Source organism: Mesorhizobium sp. EU05-FHT14A09, from assembly GCF_058790995.1.
The window spans coordinates 986328-1002943 of sequence record NZ_JBYTDF010000001.1; the positions used below are offsets into that span (position 1 = coordinate 986328).

A 16616-nucleotide genomic window follows, 5' to 3' on the forward strand; every position below is an offset into this window, starting at 1 on the left:
TGGGATTGCCTATCGCCGATGGTTACTGCCGAATCCGGCGAGGAAGCTGGTCAGGTTGGCGCCGAGCGCGTCGCATAGGTAGCCACCTTCCTGCACGATCACCGTTGGCAGGCCAAGCCTGGCGATCGCCTCGCCGATGCGTGCAAAGCCAGGTGTCGAGACCGACAGGCCCCCGAATGGATCGCCTTCGAAGGCATCGAGACCAAGCGCGATCACCAGGGCATCCGGCGCAAAGCTGCCGATGCGGCGGAAGGCGGCATGCAGTGCGTCCAGGAAAGCCTCATCGCCAGATTTTCGGGCCAGTGGCAGGTTGAGGTTGTAGCCAAGACCAGGGCCTTCGCCGCGCTCGTCGGCATGCCCCCAGAAGAATGGATAGAAGCGTACGGGATCGGCATGGATCGAAACCGTGAGGATGTCGGGGCGTGCGTAGAAGATCCCTTGCGTGCCGTTGCCGTGATGCAGGTCGACGTCGAGGATCGCCACGCGTGCCGCTTGTCGGCGCAGCACCTGTGCGGCAACAGCGGAATTGTTGATGAAACAGAAGCCGCCGGCGACGTCGGCGAAGGCGTGATGGCCGGGTGGCCGGCAGATTGCATAGGCCGCAGGTTCGCCTGAAAGTACGGTTTCAGCTGCGTCCACGGCGCTCCACGCGCTCCACAACGCACTGTTCCAGGTATCTGCCGAGATCGGGCAGGCGGTGTCGGCCATATGGTAGCCGGCCTGACCGACGGCGGAGGCAGGGTAGGATCCAGTGCGCGCGAGCGGGTGGATGTTCGGGATCACTTCCGCGGAAGCGCCCTCGATGCGCTGCCAGCGCTCGAAGATATGTTCGAGGAAATCGAGATATTCGGGCGTGTGCACGGCCGCGACCGGTCCAAGTCCATGCTGGCGTGGCCGTTCGATCAAACAGCCAGCGGCAAGCGCGCCGGCCTTCAGCCGCTCGACACGTTCCGGCCGTTCCGGATTGGGCTGCGGCGCGCCACTGGAAAGAAAAGCATTGGGATCATGACGTTTCTGCTCGTCGGCGTAAAAGGCTCTCACGTCTCGTCCTCGGAATCATTGGCCATGGCAAAGGCAAAGAACGCATCACCGATAATCCTGTGGACCTGATCGTCAGCCTGATGAGCGACACCGATGCGTTCGTAGAAGCGTTGCGCACCAACATTGCCGGTGTCGACCGCGAGTTCCAGGTAGACGCCACCGGCGTCATTTACCTGTCGCGCCAGACGTTGGAGCAGCTTCTCGCCGACCTTTCTGCCGCGGAACGTCTCAGCGACGAAAAGGTCCTGGACGAATGCCCCAGGTCGCCCGCGCCATGTCGAATAGATCGGGAAATACAGACACATGCCGGCGAATTCTGAATCGATTTCTGCGATCAGGACCTGGAAATGCGGCTCGTCTCCGAAACCATCGCGGCGAATGTCCTCGGGCGTCGAGCGCATCTTCTGCAATTCGCCGACCGTCTCGGCGATGCCCAGCAGGCCCGCGTGAATATTGTCGACATCTTCGGCACTTGCCGGCCGGATGTCGACGGTTGTCTGCTTCGTGCTCATGTCAGAATGCCACCCGGTCACCACCCTTGAGAGCGAGCATCTGGCGTGCTTCGGCGGGCGTTGCAACCTCCAGCGACAGGCCGTCGAGTATTTTGCGGATGCGCTTGACCTGGTCGGCATTGGATTGTGCCAGCGCGCGACCATCATAGAGGCTGTCCTCCAGGCCGACCCGTACATTGCCGCCCATGGCAGCGGCCATCGAAATCAGCGGCATCTGCTGTCGGCCTGCCGCAAGCACCGAGAATTTGTAGTCGCTGCCGAACAGCTTGTCGGCGATCCGCTTCATATGGAGCAGATTTTCAGGATCAGCACCGATACCGCCCAGAATGCCCAGAACGAACTGGATGAACAGCGGCCCTTGCACCAGCCCGCGGTCGCGGAAATGGGCGAGGGAATAGAGGTGCCCGACATCATAGCATTCGAATTCGAAGCGCGTACCGCAACCCTTGCCGAGCTTGTCGAGGATGGTCTCCATGTCGGCGAAGGTGTTCTTGAAAATGGTGTGCCGGGTTGCCTCAAGCAGTTTCGGTTCCCATTCGTGTTGCCAGTCGCGAGGCCGGTCGAGCATCGGGAATAGCGCGAAATTCATCGACCCCATGTTGAGCGAGCACATTTCCGGCTGGGCCTGCAGAGGTGCAGCCAGGCGTTCGTCCAGGCTCATCAGGGAAGAGCCGCCGGTGGTGATGTTCACCACTGCATCTGTCGCCTGCTTGATGCGGGGCAGGAACTGCATGAACACGCCGGGATCGGCGGTCGGGCGGCCGTCCTGTGGATCGCGCGCATGCAGATGCAGGATCGAGGCGCCGGCTTCTGCTGCAGCTATGGCGTCCGTCGCGATCTGGTCCGGCTTGACCGGCAGGTGCTGCGACATTGTCGGCGTATGCACCGAACCGGTGATGGCGCAGGTGATGATGACTTTGTTCGGTGCCATGGGATCCTCAGGAATTGACCGGCAGGCCGAGCTCACCGGCCAGGGCCTGCAGGCTGTCGCCCAACACATCCACGACCTCGCCGATCTGTTCCGGCGTGATGATCAGCGGAGGGCAGACCATGAAATTGTCGCTCTCCGGCCCGCCGTTCACCCGGCGCGAATAGATGATCAGCCCGCGCTCGAAGGCGAGGTCGATCAGCCGAACATTGGCATTGCGTTCGCGCGGCAGTGGTGTCCTGGCGACCGGGTCGGCATAAAGCTCGGCGCCGAGCAGCAAGCCCTTGCCACGCACGTCGGCCACGAAAGGAAATCGCTTCGTCAGGGTTTGCAACTCTGTCTTGAGGACCTGGCCCATCGCAGCGGCTTTCTCGACGAGCCCGAGCCTGTCGATCTCGCCAAGCACGGCAAGACCGGCGGCCGCGGCGACGGGATTGCCGCCATAGGTGTGGCCGTGCAGGAAGCCGCCCATGGCGAGCACCGGGCCGACGATTGCTTCGGTTGCCGCAATGGCACCCAGTGGCGCATATCCCGACGACAGTCCCTTGGAGAGCACGACGATGTCCGGCCGGCAGTTCCAGTGATCGCCACCGAGGAAGCGGCCGGTGCGGCCGATGCCGGTCATCACTTCGTCGTGGATGAGCAGGATGCCGTGGCGGTCGCAGATTTCCCGAACCCGGGTGAAATAACTGTCCGGTGGCACCAGCGCCGCTGTCGCCGCGCCGCCGATCGGCTCCATGATGAAGGCAAGCACACTGTCGGCGCCTTCTTCCGCGATCTTGTCTTCCAGCATGTCGGCATAGCGCAGCCCGCGTTCGTCGAGCGAGAGATTGTCCTTGTCGCGATGCACGAAAGGTGCCGGGATCAGGGGCATCGATTTGCCGATTGGCATGAAGGCAGGTGTCAGGACTTCGTCGCCGGTCACGCCGAGCGAGCCTATGGTGATGCCATGATAGGAGGGCATGCGCCCGATGATCTTCCAGCGGTTGGGCTGGCTGGTCGCGACCGCCCATTGCCGCGCAAGCTTCAGGCTGGCCTCGACCGCTTCGGAACCGCCTGAGACGAAATAGATACGGTCCAGTCCGGCCGGCAGGCGCTGGGCGAGGTCGCGCCCGAGAGCGAGTGCCGGCTCACTCTCGAAATGGATGGTGTAGGCGAAGCTGACGCGATCCATCTGCTGCTTCATCGCGTCGACCACGGCCTGGTTGCCGTGGCCAATATTGACGTTCACGGCTCCGCTGGAGCCGTCGATGTAGCGGCGACCCTGCTTGTCCCACAGATAGATACCGGCGGCGCGATCCACGGTCGGGCGCGGCAGTCTGGTGAAATGGAAGAGGTTGGGTCTGGTCACGGAAGCTCCGGCGCGGATTTTGTGGATGCGATCATGAGGATCGCTTACCGAGGAAGCGGTCAAGCACATTGGCCGTGACGCGCTCGACCATCGCGTCCTGGCGCAGCAGCCCCGCGACCCATTCGCAACTGCCGGCATGGAAGACCTCTCCCTTGCCGCGCTGGAACGAGACGATCATGCCGTTCGCGCGCTTGACCTTGTCGAGATTGGCGTCGCTGGCTTCGCCATACAGGGTCTCGGCGCTGAAGCGCCCGTCCTCGTCGCCGAGAAACTGATGCTCCGGCGCGATGTCGGCACTTTCCTCGACCTGTGATGCCATGCCGACGCCGAGGATTTCCAGGCCGGCCGGTGCGCCGCTGCCGGCGGTCGGGTAAGGCAGTCCGCCGCGGATCTCGTGCTCCAGGCCGTCGACTTCATAACCGAAGATGTGGCTGTCGGCTCCGAGCAGGTCACCATAATAGAGACCGGTTCCGGCAAATGCCCAATGTTCGGGACGATAGACGGGAAAGCCTCGTGCACCCCGCGGCGCACAGCCACCCCAGCCGGCATAGAGACCGCGCGTCGCGTTCAACCCGAAAGTCTCCGCTCCCGGCCTGCCGATTTCAGGCGCTTCCCATGAATGGGTGGCGCGGCGGACGTCGCCGCTCTGGTAGACGGGATCCTCGGAACGGGCACGGTATTTGTAGCAGACCTGCTGTCGTCCCTCATTTTCCAGCCGTGTCTGCCACATGAAATTGCCGGCAAAACGCGCGACATGACCGCCTTTTTCGACATAGGCGTCGACGGCGTCGCGCATCTCCCAGGTCCAGTATTCGTCGTGGCCGACAAAGACGACACAATCGTAGCCGTCGACGATCTCCGGAGCGAAATGCAGGTCGTGCTGGCTGGCCAGGTCGATGGCATAGCCGCTGCGTTCGGCGAAACGGAAGAAGTGGCTGTCGTAGCTCGCCCAGCCTGACGAGGCGTATTTCTTTGAATGGCCGGTGGCATAGGCCCATTCCATATGTGGATAACGCGGTGCCGTTCTGGGTGGCATGGAAATGCCATGCGGTACGCGTGGAGCTTCGGGTGGCAGCGCGACGAAACCCCGGCACCACGGCCGCTCGATCGAGACGGTCGGAGAATACTGGTTGCCTTTCGGGCCGGTAATGCCCTCGTAGTAATTGGAGCCGCCCCAGGTGTTGTAGGCCAGCCATGTTCCTGTCGCCGCAACCTGAAGAATTCGGCCCGGTCTTTTGCCGCCAGGCGGTGCGACGATGAAAAGGTGCCGATATTGAATCGGCCGACTGTCCCGGCCTTCCGCCGTCAGCGTCACCCGATAGGCGCCGGATGGCCAGTCATTGCCGATTGCAAATTCGAAGGACGTCTCCCAGCCGCAGCCACCCACCGAACACTGTTCCGACGTCTCCTGCCAACGGCAGGCGATATCGGCCTGTTCGAAAAACGGGGTCTCGGCGGCACCGTCCCGGACGATTTCCATGGAAAACCGAGCCGCCGTCGCGCTGACCTGCAACCGCACGATGTCTCCGGGGCGATAGGACAGACGGTCGGTATAGGCCCATACCTCGCCGAGGCTGCCATCCATGCCCGGCTTCTCGTAATAGTGGCTCCGTACGGCGTCTTGGCGCTGCTGTGAGCTCAAGCCGAAGTCCGGGAATGTCGAAGGCGATCGGTTCATGGCTGGCCCGTGTGTCTGCTGCCATTTCGGCCATCGCTTCGCCGGGCGTCAAATGGAAAGCATCAGGCCAGCGGACCGCTTGGTGCCAGCACGTAAACCGACTATCTAATGCAAGGATATTTTCCGGGAGTTGCCATGCTGAGAGTGCACAGGGTCAAGATAGACGACATCTATGTGCCGGCGGCACGGCGCAAGACACTGCACCCTGAAACCGTTCGCCACCTTGCCGAGGATATTCTTGAGAACGGCATGAAAATGCCGATCCAGGTTCGACATGACGGCAAGCGCCATGTGCTGGTCGAAGGCTTGCATCGGCTCGAAGCCGCGAAATGGCTGGGCGAGGAGACGATCGACGCCTATCTTGTGCAGGCAAGGAAGCACTGAAGCTTCAGCCTGCAAACTGCTGAAATGAATCCTGTTTTCGCAGCGCTCGCTGAATTTTCGAGCGGTGATGTCGGATCGCGGCCGCGCCATCCGTCCTTGGTACGAAGATCGAAATCAAACCATCGAGGAGAGAACTAGCATGGCTACCAAACTCGACATCGCGCCATTGTCGGAGAACGAACTGGTCCTTGCCCGCATCATCGATGCACCACGCGAAGCCGTTTATCGCTGCTGGAGCGATCCGAAGCTGATGACGCAATGGTTCGCACCCAAACCGTGGACGACGCCGCATGCCGAAGTCGACCTGCGCGTCGGCGGCGCGTCGCGGGTCGTGATGGCCGGACCGGATGGCAGCGAGTTCCCCAGCGCCGGCCAGTATCTGGAAGTGGTTCCGGGCCGGAAGCTTGTTTTCACGGACGCCTATGTCAGCGACTGGCAACCTTCCGAGAAACCTTTCATGACCGTCATCCTGACCTTCGAAGACGAGGGCGCCGGCAAGACCCGTTACGTTGCGCGGGTCCGGCACTGGAACGCCGTCGATCGCGAGCAGCATGAACAGATGGGATTTCACGAAGGGTGGGGCATCTGTGCCGATCAGCTCGAAGAGCTTGCCAGGACGCTTTGATCGACGGCTTGAATAGGCCGCATCACTGCTTTTCATTTGACGGCACGGAGCGGCAAGCTACCGTGCCGCTCCTTTTTCAGAATGCCGGGACGAAGATGAAATACCAGGGTGGTTGCCTGTGTGGCGCGGTTCGTTATGTCGCCGAAGGTGAGCCGATCAATCAGCGTGTCTGCCATTGCCGGCTGTGCCAGAAGGCGATCGGCGCGGCATTCAATGCGCGTCTGCTGTTTCACATCGATGCGGTGACGGTGGAAGGGCCGCTTGCCATGGTGAGTTCGTCTCCCGAAATCAGACGAGGGTTCTGTCCGCATTGCGGCTCGACCATGTTCTCCCGCCGCGAGAAGGCCGGCGTCATGGGTGTCACTTCGGGCTCGCTTGATGACCCCACGGCATTCTCGCCCGACATGCATTTCTTCACGGCTTCAAAGCAGCCGTGGCTCGTTCTCGATGACGGCCTGCCGCAATTCGAGGGTGCACCGCCACCGGCGTAGGACGTTGCGACTTCCAAGGCTGAAATGCCTATGCAGCGAATGTGAAACATCTCGCTGACGCCGCCGCATTTTTTTCTTCAAATTCCTCGAAATAGCCGGCGAAGCATCATTGGTCTGCCATGTTTGGCGCCCTATCTATGCGTCGCGGGCGGCCTTCGAAGAGGCAAGACATGAGTGAGCGCAGAGAGACCCTGGAAGAGCTTTTGGGCGATCAGATCGTGCAGCTCGTGATGGAGCGCGACGGCTGGCGTCCCGAACATGTACGCCTGCTTCTCGAAAGGGCCCGAATGCGTTCCGGCATGGAGCCGGGGCTTCCACCGGCGCATGTCATCGCCAAGACCACCTTGCCGCAATGGATGGGTGGCTAGCAGGATTTGCCGGCTATCCACTTTGCAGGCTATCTGCTCTGCTGGGTTTTATGACGCCGCTCCTTCATCGGAGCTGATCAAAGGTTTGACGGCCCCACCTAAAAGCGGGGCCGTCTTCATTGGAATATTGGGGTGGGAAGTGTTCAGTGGCAGCTGCCACAGCAACTCACGACGAGCTTTTCATTGGCATAGCCTGCCTGCAGAATCGCGGCCGAAACCGCGCTCTCGTCAACTGCACCTTCCACCGAAACGGTGGACGTGCCGAGGTCGATCGTCACTTTGGCCTTCGGATCGATCCCTTTGACTGCTTTTTCGACCGTGCTGGCGCAATGGCCGCAGGTCATCTCCGGAACTCTCAGGTTCAGCATCGCAACTCCTTTCGTGGCTGATGCGCTTGTTGTGGGGCTTGCCATGCTGGGAAGGTCAAGCGGCTCGTTCCGATCTTGAAATTTTCGAAGACACCGACTTGACCTTCCAGTCGCTGGAAGCCCTATCTGCTTCGGCAACAACCGGAAGGAAGTTGCGAATCCCATGATTCAGCCTGTCTTGCCCATCGCTCTTGGAACGTTTTTCACGCGAACGCGGAAACGCTCCAGTTCTTTGTCCTTGCGCAATTCCGGACGGAATTGCGCCAACGGCGCCGACCGTCCCGGAAACGCGGGGGCGGTGCAATGAATATCGGGCAGGCAGCCAGCGCCTCCGGCGTTTCGGCCAAAATGATCCGCTACTACGAACAGGTCGGCCTGATTGCCGGTCCCGCTCGCACCGAGGCCGGTTACAGGGACTATTCGGCTGACGAGGTGCATATGCTGCGCTTCATCCGGCGGGCGCGGGACCTGGGTTTTTCCGTCGAACAGATGACAAACCTGCTTGCGCTGTGGAGTGACCGTTCGCGCGCCAGCAGCGACGTCAAGCGTTTTGCCCTGGCGCATGTCGTCGAGCTTGAACGCAAGATGCGCGAGTTGCGCGCCATGGCGGATACGTTGCGACATCTGGCCAAGACCTGCCACGGCGACGAGCGGCCCAACTGTCCCATCATCGAAGAGCTTTCGAGCGGCCATGAAGCGGTGCCGCCCAAACCCAGGCGTGCCGCCTCGAGACGCTACGGCGCGCACTGAACCTCGACAATCAAAGACCATAACAAGAGGAGTTCCCCCATGCATCGGCGCACCTTTCTTACGGCCGGTCTCGCAACGCTGGCGGCAGGCAGCCAGGCACTTGCGCAAATGAAGCCGCACGACATGAACGCAATGCCGGGTATGGACCATTCTGCTCATGGCATGCCGGCCAAACCTGCCGCCTCGCTCGTCCTGAAGGAAGGCGAGGCACTGCGGGATCTGCCGCGACTGGCCAATCAGGCGACCGAAGCCGGCCTGTTTCGCGCCAAGCTGACAGCTGCACCCGCGACAGTCCGTTTTACCGAAAGTGCTGAGACAGTGGTGCTTGCCTACAACGACATGACGCCCGGTCCGCTGATCGAGGCGTTCGAAGGCGACCGTATCGAGATCGATTTCGCCAATGAGATTCCGGGTGAGGAAAGCACGATCCATTGGCACGGCATGCCGGTACCGGCTGACCAGGACGGCAATCCAATGGATCCCGTCGCCTCGGGCTCCGCTCGCCGGTATGCATTCGATTTGCCGGCCGGCAGTGCTGCTTCCTACTGGTTCCATCCACATCCCCACGGCAAGACGGCGGAGCAGGTCTATCGCGGACTTGCCGGCATCTTCCTGGTCAGGCCGAAATCCGATCCTGTCCCCGCGGCCTATGGCGATACAGTGCTCGTCTTCACGGACGTCCGCTTGGCAGCGGATGGGACCATCCCCGAAAATTCGATGGTCGACCTGATGAATGGCCGCGTCGGCGACCATGTCCTGGTCAATGGCCAGAAGAATCCGACGCTCGACGTGCCGCTCGGCGCCAAGCGGCGTTTCCGCCTCTTCAACGCCAGCAACGCACGCTTCCTGAAGCTTTCCTTTGGCGAGGCAGCCATTCAGGTGATTGGCTCGGATGGTGGCCTGCTGGAGGCGCCGGTCGCGGCCAACGATGTCCTGCTGGCACCGGCGGAGCGGCTCGAACTCGTCGTGTCCTTCGACAAGCCCGGAAAGGTGCAGCTGGAAACGCTTGCCTATGAGCGTGGCTGGATGGGGCCGGGCAAGCCGGATGATGCCGGACTGGCGCTTCTGACGGTCAATGTCTCAGGCACCCCGGGCGACGCAATGCCGCCGCTGCCTGAAAAGCTGCGCACCATCCCGACGCTTGGTACTCCGTCGGTCAATCGCCGCTTCGTCTTCACCGAGAAGATGGGCATGGGGGCCAGCGGCATGGAGATGGGGTTCTTCATCAATGACGTTGCCTTCGACATGAAGCGTGTCGACATCGTTGCCAAGGCCGGTGATGTCGAGCTCTGGGAAGTCATCAACAAGGCTGACATGGACCACCCGTTCCATGTTCACGGCACGCAGTTCCAGGTGGTCGAGCATGAGCGCGACGGCAAGGTGACGCCACCCGCCTATCGGGCCTGGAAGGACACCGTAAACGTCGCTCAGGGAGAAACCGTAAGGCTGTTGCTGAAACAGGATCTTCCCGGCCAGCGGATGTATCATTGCCATATTCTCGAGCACGAGCAGCTTGGCATGATGGGTATTGTCGACGTAACGGTCTGACAGGCGCCGGGAAGAGAAAGGGTGTGATCCTGTTGGAAGTGCTCACACCCTATGGCGCGTTGTTCGCGAGCGCCTTCCTTGCCGCAACGCTGCTGCCGGCGTCGTCCGAGCTGGTTCTGCTCGGACTGCTTGCTGCCGGCCGAGGCGATCCTGTCCTTCTCATCGTGGTGGCGACCATCGGCAACACTGCAGGGTCCGTGGTCAACTGGGCTATCGGCCGTGGTGCCGAGTTGCTGCATGGCCGTCGCTGGTTCCCGGTCTCGCGCGAACGCTATGAGCAGGCGAGCAGCCTGTTCAGGCGCTACGGTATCTGGACGCTGCTTTTCGCCTGGTTGCCAGTCATCGGCGATGCGTTGACCGTTGCCGCAGGGGCGGCGCGTGTCGGGTTATGGCGTTTCGTTGCGCTGGTCGGGTTTGGCAAGGCTGCGCGCTATCTGGCGATTGCTGCCGGCCACGCCTGGGCGATTGGCTAAAAAGAACCTGCCGTCTCGGCGGTCAGGAGGCGCTCGAGTTGTCCCGGTGTCCTGCCGGTGAGCCGGCGGCTCTCTCGAACCAGATGCGCCTGATCCGCGTAGCCGGCCTCCATGGCGAGCATCGCCGTCGAGGCCCGCGAGCGCTGCGACAGGCGTTGGAAACGCTGATAGCGCAGGATTCGGTCGAGCGTTTTGGGACCGTAGCCGAAGCTCTCATCAAAGCGACGCCTCAGCGTGCGTTCGCTCATCGCCAGTGCTCGGCCGAGCCAGGGGATGAGCGGAACATCCATGGGTGGCCCGGCCTCGATCAGGCTGAATGCAGCCTGCATGGTATGGTCGGCGGCATGGCTATGGGCATGATCCGCGATGCTTGTCTCGATGGATGCGATAAGGTCGTCGATGTTCGTTTGATCCCGAATCCGGGCTTCCAGAAGCCGGCCTTTTCGACCAAGCGCGGTCGCGATTCCCAGGCGCTGGCCAAGCAGTTCGGAGGCCGGAACACCAAGCCATGACGCCGCCGCGGCCGGCTGGAAACGGAAGCCGATGACAGCGGTGCCGGCCGGTATCGTTTCAGTTTGTGGCTCCTTGTCGGGGCCCGCGATTCGGAAATGCCCGCCGATCCACTGCAGGTCGATCGTGCCGTCAGGCGTCACGATCACGTGTGGGGCCTCGGTCTCCGGCATCTGGTGGGCCCAAACGGCTGAAAACCAGCCGCGCAGGAAGGGCGCGACAGGACGTTCATGATGGTGGCCGGTAGCCTGTGCGGGCACCGCCTGCATGATGATCTCCTGGCCTCTGGATCAGCCGATTTCGTTTGCAACAGGTACGCGCGGTCGTGCCGAGGTTCAACCCGGTGGCGCTTCAGCCAGTAAGATTGGCCGAAATGTTCAAGCAATACCGTTCATTTGAGGAAAGATAGGACAAGGCCGAGATCGCACAGTCTGTGGCCGTCAACCAAACCATCGGGAAGGTCAGAACCATGAAACCAAGGATCAGCGTCATCACGCTCGGCGTGGATGATCTCGAAGCGTCGCTCAAATTCTACCGCGATGGTCTGGGCCTGCAGACAGAGGGCATCATCGGCACCGAGTTCGAACATGGTGCGGTCGCATTCTTCGACCTGCAGGGCGGAGTGAAATTCGCGCTCTTTGCGCGAGACGACATTGCCCACGACGCGGGGATAACGAAAACCGGGCGCAGTCCGACTGAACTCACGCTTGGCCATAATGTGGTGACGGAAGCGGAGGTCGACGTTGTGATGGAACAAGCCATCGCTGCCGGTGCGCGGCTGGTGAAACCGGCACAGAAGACGTTTTGGGGCGGTTATGCCGGCTACTTTCAGGACCCTGACGATCATCTCTGGGAAGTCGTCTACAATCCGGCCTTCCTCCCGAAGGAATGACGGCAGCCGACGGCCTTGGTCATGATGTTCGCGGCAGCAACGTTTTATTCGGCGCTGTTGCCGCGATTCCAATAAGACACAACGAGGTGCTGTTCTTTCTTCAGGCCGAGTTCGCCACGGCAATGGCTGCGGATCTGCCGGAAGGCGGCGAATTCGCAGCCGGCCCAGACATAGACGGATGAGCCGTCGTTTGGAACCACGCTGCCGCGCACGGCGTCGATCAGCAGGGAGGTCGTACCGGCAGCGGCGCCGTCGCGATAGAGCCAGGTCACCTCGATGCCAGCCTGGAATTCAAGTGACTGGACTTCGCTTTTGTCGGCGACTTCAATGAAAGCGTAGCCGCGCGCCTGTGCGGGAAGACGTTCCAGCATGCGGGCGATTGCGGGCAGGGCAGTCTCGTCTCCCGCAAAGAGATACCAGTCGGCTTCGACAAGCCCTCCGCCACCCGGGCCGATGACGCCGATTTGGGCACCGACCAGAACGGCCTCCGCGAGTGCCGAGCCGGGGCCGGCGTCGGCGTGGATGACGAAGTCTATGTCGAGCGTACCCGCAGCGACATCGAGCGAGCGAACGGTGTATTTCCGCAAGCGTGGCCGCCGCTTCGGATCTTCCCATTGGGCCAGTCCGTTGCTGCCGACTGTCGGCCATTGCGGTGCGGCGAGGTCGGGATGCTGGCAAAGGATATTGAGGTGCAGCGCGTCCATTCCCGCAAAACGCGCAACATCGTCACCGCGAAACGATATGCGGCGCATATGAGACGTGATGTCTCGAATGCCGGTAACATGCAGGATCTGGAAGTTCGGCGGTCGTGCCATTTCGCTACCATCGCCGCTCCAGACGATGGTGGGCGCAGCCGGCTCGGCGAATTCCAGAATGTGCGAAGCGACGGCGACCCTGACAAAGTAAAGGCTTTCCAGGTTGTTCGCCTCGACATCCACCAGTGTCCCGTCGTCGGTCAGACTGAACCGTGCGCGGGCGCCGGAAAATTCGAGGACGCGAACCCCACCTTCCATGCGCGCGACGCCGCCATGTTCGAGCATATGTTCGCAAACCGGCGCGATGATCGCCTCGGGATCGGAAAGCGCCACACGGGTGTGGGCAGAAAATGGCATCATGGCCTGGCGTCTCATTGCGGGGTTGCTGCCGGATCTTCCTGCCGCCCAATCCAGAAGGTGCCTTCGAGCGGTATAGCCATGAAGCGCTGGTTGATCTCGGCCAGTGTCCGGTCCGGATCAAGGTCATCGAAGAGCTCCGGGTGCAGCCATTTCGCGAAGCATTCGAAGACAAGGACGTTGAGAGCCGAGATCGAGAGCTGGTGTGACACGGCGTAGGCGCGTCCTGTGCGTACGGCCGTCAGCTCGCCGCGGAAGTCGCGGCCGATTGCCTTGTCCAACGAGGTCCGCGCCGATTGCACGCTCACGCCGCCGCCAACAACCAGGCCACCTTGCGCAGCCAGGTGCGGGCCGCCGGTGGCGATATAGACTTTTGGGTCTGCGCCAAGGACAAATTCGGCGCTGAGTTGCCCGTCATAGCCGGGAATATCGGCGCCAATGCTATGCCCGCCGGCCATTTCGATGGCTTCGGTCATCCGGTTGCCTGCGCCGGGTGATGAACAGCAGACAGCGGCGGCGTGAGCATCGACCAGCACGCTCGGCCGGTCTTTTGCGTTCTTCAGCCGTTCTTCGATCAGGCGATAGCGGTCCTTGACGAAGCTGGCATAGCCACTGGCCTTCGCATCCTGGCCGATTGCCTTGCCGAGCAACGTCATCGAGAACGCGGTCACATCGGCAGGGCTGAGCGAGCTGTTCCTGGGGCTGTCCAGGAAGATCGTCGGAACGCCGGCGGACTTCAGGATATCAACGATGTCGCTCCAGCCGGGATCCCAGATGCTGACGATGAAGATGTCCGGGCGCGCGCTCAGGATCGCTTCAGCGGAACTCTTGCTGGGCAGAACGCCGCCGACCTCGGGAATGTCCATGGCCTTTGGAAATCGTTCGCGGAAAGCGGCAAGGACACCGCTGTCGAGGCGCCTTGGCGCGGCCCATCCGACGATTTTCGTGGCCGGGTCGGGATCGATCAACGCCAGCGAAAGCAGAAGCAGGCTTTCGTTCGTCACGATCCGTGTCGCAGGCTTGTCCAGCCGGACCTCGCGGCCGGCAGCATCGGTCAAAACGATCTCGGCATGCGCCGGCCGCGAGCCGGCGCCGCCGAGCAGCAAGGCCAGACCGAGCGCCAGGAGCGTCGAGCGCAGCATGAGCGGAACCGAGGCGATAAACCTTTCCATGATCCGGTCAGACATCCTCACCACGTATAATTGATGCCCGCGGTAATCGTCCGACCGGTGCCATAGTTACAGCTGCCGCCAGTCAGGTTCAGGCAGTGCGAGACATATCTCTTGTCGAACAGGTTGCTGACGTTGACCTGCAGCTTGGTGCCCTCGAACGTCTTGTCGACCGCGCCGAAGTCATATTCCGCGCCGATGTCCACCAAAGTGCGGGCCGGAATGCGCAGTTGTGCGAGGTAGGTGCTGTCGGTCTGGTAGGACGACGTGGCGCGCACACCGGCGCTGAGGGCAAGGCCCGGCAGATAGGTCGGCCGATAGATCGCCCACAGGCTGGCCTGATGTTCGGGGAGCCTCAGCATTTCGCGACCGAGTTCGACCGGCCTGTTCGAACGCAGCACTTCCGAATGTGAATAGGCGTAGGCGGCCAACACGTCGAGTTCGGAGGTGAGCTCCATCTTGCCTTCGAGTTCGACGCCGCGCACGCGCTGCTTGCCCGCCTGGACAGAGAAGCGCGAATCCTTCGGGTCGGGGGTCAGCGCGTTCTCAAGTGTCAGATCGAACACCGACAGGCCAATCATGCCGCGTGCGCCTACCGGTTCGTATTTGACGCCGACTTCGAATTGCTGGGCAGTCTGCGCCTGGAAGGGGTTGTTCGCCTTGTCCGTTCCGAGCGTCGGCAGGAAAGATGTGGTGTAGCTGGCATAGGGTGCCAGGCCATTGTCGAAAAGGTAGGTCAGGCCGGCGCGCCAGGTCAGCTGGTCGTCGTCGGTCTTCACGGGTTGCGCGTTGGCCAGCATACGGTTGGTGCTCTCAACCTTGGAGCGGTCGTAGCGCAATCCAAACGTTCCGACCCAACGGTCGTAACGTATCTGATCCTGGGCGTAGAAGCCGACCTGATCCTGCTTCTGCAGGCCCGAGCGCTGGATCGGAGCATTCGGGATTATCCGCCCATAGATCGGATTGAGGAAATCGAGCGGCGGCACGTTCACGCCCGGTCCGGTATTGCCGAAATTTGTGTCGGACACGCTGTGCACATAGTCGAGGCCGAGCAGCACGGTGTGGTTGAGCGCGCCGGTGTCGAACACCGCCTCGGCCTGGTTGTCGACCGCGAAAGTGGACAGCGTGTCGTCCGCGACGCCGGTGACCCGGTTCAACTGGCTGGATGGCGCGCCGGTGTAGGCAAAGGCCGGATTGACCAGGGCCAGGAACATGTCCTGCTCCGAGCGCGCATAACGCAGGTTCTGGCGCACGGTCCAGGTCTCGTTGAAGCGATGCGAGAACTCATAGCCGGTGGCGAAGAAGTCGCGGTTAAACTGGTTGGCGTTGGGATCGGCCAGGAACAGGTCGCGCGGGATTTCGCCAGCGGGGTTCGGCAGCAACGTGCCGGCAGCCGGATAGAAGCGCGGGCTGAAAACGTCGCGGTCACGCTGGTAATAGCCATAGAGGGTGAGCGAGGTGTCGGCCGAAGGGTTCCAGGTCAGGCTTGGAGCCAGCATGATCTTGCGATCGCGCTCCATGTCGATCTGGGTATGCATGTTCTTGGCCAGGCCGGTGAAGCGGTAGAGCCATTCGCCATCCGGCGTCAGCGGCCCGGTGACGTCGATGGCCCCTTCAATGCCGCCAAAGCCGCTTGTCTTGATCGACGCTTCGCGGTGTGGCGTTTGCTGCGGCCGCTTGCTGACCTGATTGACCAGTCCGCCGGGTACGGCACGCCCGTAGAGCACCGAGGCCGGGCCCTTGATGACTTCCACGCGCTCGAGCGCGAAAGGATGCATGGTCGGCGTGGCATAGCCGGATGGATCACCAGGCATGACCAGCCCGTCGAGCCAGGTCGTGCCGAAGGCGTTGAAGCCGCGAATGTAGAGCCAGTCGTAGCGGACGTCGAAGCCGTTCGGGTCGGGGAGCACGCCCGGCGTATAGCGCAGCGCGTCTGCGACGCTGTCGACGCCCTGTGCCTTCATCTGGTCACGCGTGACGACGCTGACGGCCTGTGGCGTTTCCTTGAGCGGTGTGCTGGTCTTGGAAGCGCTGATGCTCTGCTTGGCGACGATGCCTTTGTCGGGACCACGCGCGTTTTCGCCCTCAAGGGTGATCTTCTCGAGCTGCGTGGGGGAAGCCTTCTCCTGGGCATTCGCCGACAGTGGCAGCGCCAGCACAGCACCGAAGGCAAGGATCGAACCGCGCAACAGGCGGCCGTGATAAGCGGATATGCGCTGCCGCGCACCGCAAGCCGCATAGGATGTGACGCCAATTCGAACCATTCCAAGCCCCAAATAAATTTGACTGCATTTGTCAAGTTAAAGTAGTGGATAGGGCAGCAAAGCATATGTGACAACGCCGGGACCTTTGCCGGACGCTCAGACATCTTTGCGCGGGAATGATTCTTCAGCCTTGCAATGCCAACGGGTGGTGT

General features: G+C 61.8%; 18 protein-coding genes. 8 read left to right on the forward strand and 10 right to left on the reverse strand.

Translation table 11 applies throughout. From position 1 onward, the window contains the following. Positions 1-9 precede the first annotated feature (9 nt). The 5 genes from AC3WTO_RS04535 to AC3WTO_RS04555 are packed head-to-tail and all read right to left on the reverse strand — an operon-like array spanning position 10 to position 5510. Positions 10-1041, reverse strand: coding sequence for a histone deacetylase family protein (locus AC3WTO_RS04535; protein ID WP_492459483.1), 1032 nt, complete (start codon positions 1039-1041; stop codon positions 10-12). Next, complete coding sequence (locus AC3WTO_RS04540) at positions 1038-1553, reverse strand: GNAT family N-acetyltransferase (RefSeq protein ID WP_492459484.1); 516 nt, start codon at positions 1551-1553, stop codon at positions 1038-1040. Before AC3WTO_RS04540 ends, AC3WTO_RS04535 begins: the two co-directional genes overlap by 4 nt. 1 nt (position 1554) lies before the next feature. Beyond that, positions 1555-2484 carry a 3,5-dioxohexanoate:acetyl-CoA acetone transferase gene (gene kce, locus AC3WTO_RS04545; RefSeq protein WP_492459485.1) on the reverse strand — a complete coding sequence of 310 codons (930 nt, stop codon included), beginning with the start codon at positions 2482-2484 and terminating at the stop codon, positions 1555-1557. A 7-nt stretch (positions 2485-2491) separates the two neighbouring features. Beyond that, on the reverse strand, positions 2492-3901 hold the full coding sequence (locus tag AC3WTO_RS04550) for an aminotransferase family protein (RefSeq protein WP_492459486.1): 1410 nt from the start codon (positions 3899-3901) through the stop codon (positions 2492-2494). Then, positions 3864-5510 carry a N,N-dimethylformamidase beta subunit family domain-containing protein gene (locus tag AC3WTO_RS04555; protein ID WP_492459487.1) on the reverse strand — a complete coding sequence of 549 codons (1647 nt, stop codon included), beginning with the start codon at positions 5508-5510 and terminating at the stop codon, positions 3864-3866. Before AC3WTO_RS04555 ends, AC3WTO_RS04550 begins: the two co-directional genes overlap by 38 nt. A gap of 135 nt (positions 5511-5645) precedes the next feature. Between AC3WTO_RS04555 and AC3WTO_RS04560 the strand changes: the two genes are divergently transcribed. The 4 genes from AC3WTO_RS04560 (at position 5646) to AC3WTO_RS04575 (ending at position 7378) form a co-directional block, all read left to right on the forward strand. After that, positions 5646-5894 (forward strand): ParB N-terminal domain-containing protein, encoded by a 249-nt coding sequence (locus AC3WTO_RS04560; RefSeq protein ID WP_492459488.1) that lies wholly within the window; start codon positions 5646-5648, stop codon positions 5892-5894. A 139-nt stretch (positions 5895-6033) separates the two neighbouring features. After that, positions 6034-6519 carry an SRPBCC family protein gene (locus AC3WTO_RS04565; protein ID WP_492459489.1) on the forward strand — a complete coding sequence of 162 codons (486 nt, stop codon included), beginning with the start codon at positions 6034-6036 and terminating at the stop codon, positions 6517-6519. A gap of 95 nt (positions 6520-6614) precedes the next feature. Next, entirely contained in the window at positions 6615-7010 is a 396-nt protein-coding gene (locus tag AC3WTO_RS04570; protein WP_492460035.1) for a GFA family protein, read from the forward strand. Positions 7011-7180: 170 nt separating this feature from the next. Continuing rightward, on the forward strand, positions 7181-7378 hold the full coding sequence (locus AC3WTO_RS04575) for a hypothetical protein (protein WP_492459491.1): 198 nt from the start codon (positions 7181-7183) through the stop codon (positions 7376-7378). A gap of 143 nt (positions 7379-7521) precedes the next feature. Here AC3WTO_RS04575 and AC3WTO_RS04580 read toward each other — a convergent pair whose 3' ends face one another. Next, positions 7522-7746, reverse strand: a complete 225-nt coding sequence (locus AC3WTO_RS04580) for a heavy-metal-associated domain-containing protein (protein WP_492459492.1) — start codon at positions 7744-7746, stop codon at positions 7522-7524. Between the two features lie 303 nt (positions 7747-8049). Here AC3WTO_RS04580 and cueR point away from each other — a divergent pair, with 303 nt between their 5' ends. Genes cueR through AC3WTO_RS04595 form a run of 3 tightly spaced genes read left to right on the forward strand, consistent with a single transcriptional unit; the run spans position 8050 to position 10517 of the window. Then, positions 8050-8496: a Cu(I)-responsive transcriptional regulator gene (gene cueR / locus AC3WTO_RS04585; RefSeq protein ID WP_492459493.1), complete on the forward strand. Its 447-nt coding sequence runs from the start codon at positions 8050-8052 to the stop codon at positions 8494-8496. 39 nt (positions 8497-8535) lie between these two features. Continuing rightward, positions 8536-10044 carry a multicopper oxidase family protein gene (locus tag AC3WTO_RS04590; protein ID WP_492459494.1) on the forward strand — a complete coding sequence of 503 codons (1509 nt, stop codon included), beginning with the start codon at positions 8536-8538 and terminating at the stop codon, positions 10042-10044. Positions 10045-10067: 23 nt separating this feature from the next. After that, positions 10068-10517, forward strand: coding sequence for a YqaA family protein (locus tag AC3WTO_RS04595; protein ID WP_492459495.1), 450 nt, complete (start codon positions 10068-10070; stop codon positions 10515-10517). On the opposite strand, the gene AC3WTO_RS04600 is transcribed toward AC3WTO_RS04595, so the two are convergent. Continuing rightward, positions 10514-11296, reverse strand: a complete 783-nt coding sequence (locus AC3WTO_RS04600; RefSeq protein ID WP_492459496.1) for a helix-turn-helix transcriptional regulator — start codon at positions 11294-11296, stop codon at positions 10514-10516. The genes AC3WTO_RS04595 and AC3WTO_RS04600 overlap by 4 nt on opposite strands. A gap of 200 nt (positions 11297-11496) precedes the next feature. On the opposite strand from AC3WTO_RS04600, the gene AC3WTO_RS04605 reads away from it, so the two are divergent. Next, entirely contained in the window at positions 11497-11919 is a 423-nt protein-coding gene (locus AC3WTO_RS04605; protein WP_492459497.1) for a VOC family protein, read from the forward strand. A gap of 44 nt (positions 11920-11963) precedes the next feature. Here the strand turns inward: AC3WTO_RS04605 and AC3WTO_RS04610 are convergent, their stop codons facing one another. The 3 genes from AC3WTO_RS04610 to AC3WTO_RS04620 are packed head-to-tail and all read right to left on the reverse strand — an operon-like array spanning position 11964 to position 16464. Continuing rightward, a complete protein-coding gene (locus AC3WTO_RS04610; RefSeq protein ID WP_492459498.1) occupies positions 11964-13034 on the reverse strand; it encodes a DUF2218 domain-containing protein in 1071 nt (356 codons plus the stop codon). 11 nt (positions 13035-13045) lie between these two features. Next, entirely contained in the window at positions 13046-14203 is a 1158-nt protein-coding gene (locus AC3WTO_RS04615; protein WP_492459499.1) for an ABC transporter substrate-binding protein, read from the reverse strand. Positions 14204-14220: 17 nt separating this feature from the next. Beyond that, a complete protein-coding gene (locus tag AC3WTO_RS04620) occupies positions 14221-16464 on the reverse strand; it encodes a TonB-dependent siderophore receptor (protein ID WP_492459500.1) in 2244 nt (747 codons plus the stop codon). Positions 16465-16616 lie beyond the last annotated feature (152 nt).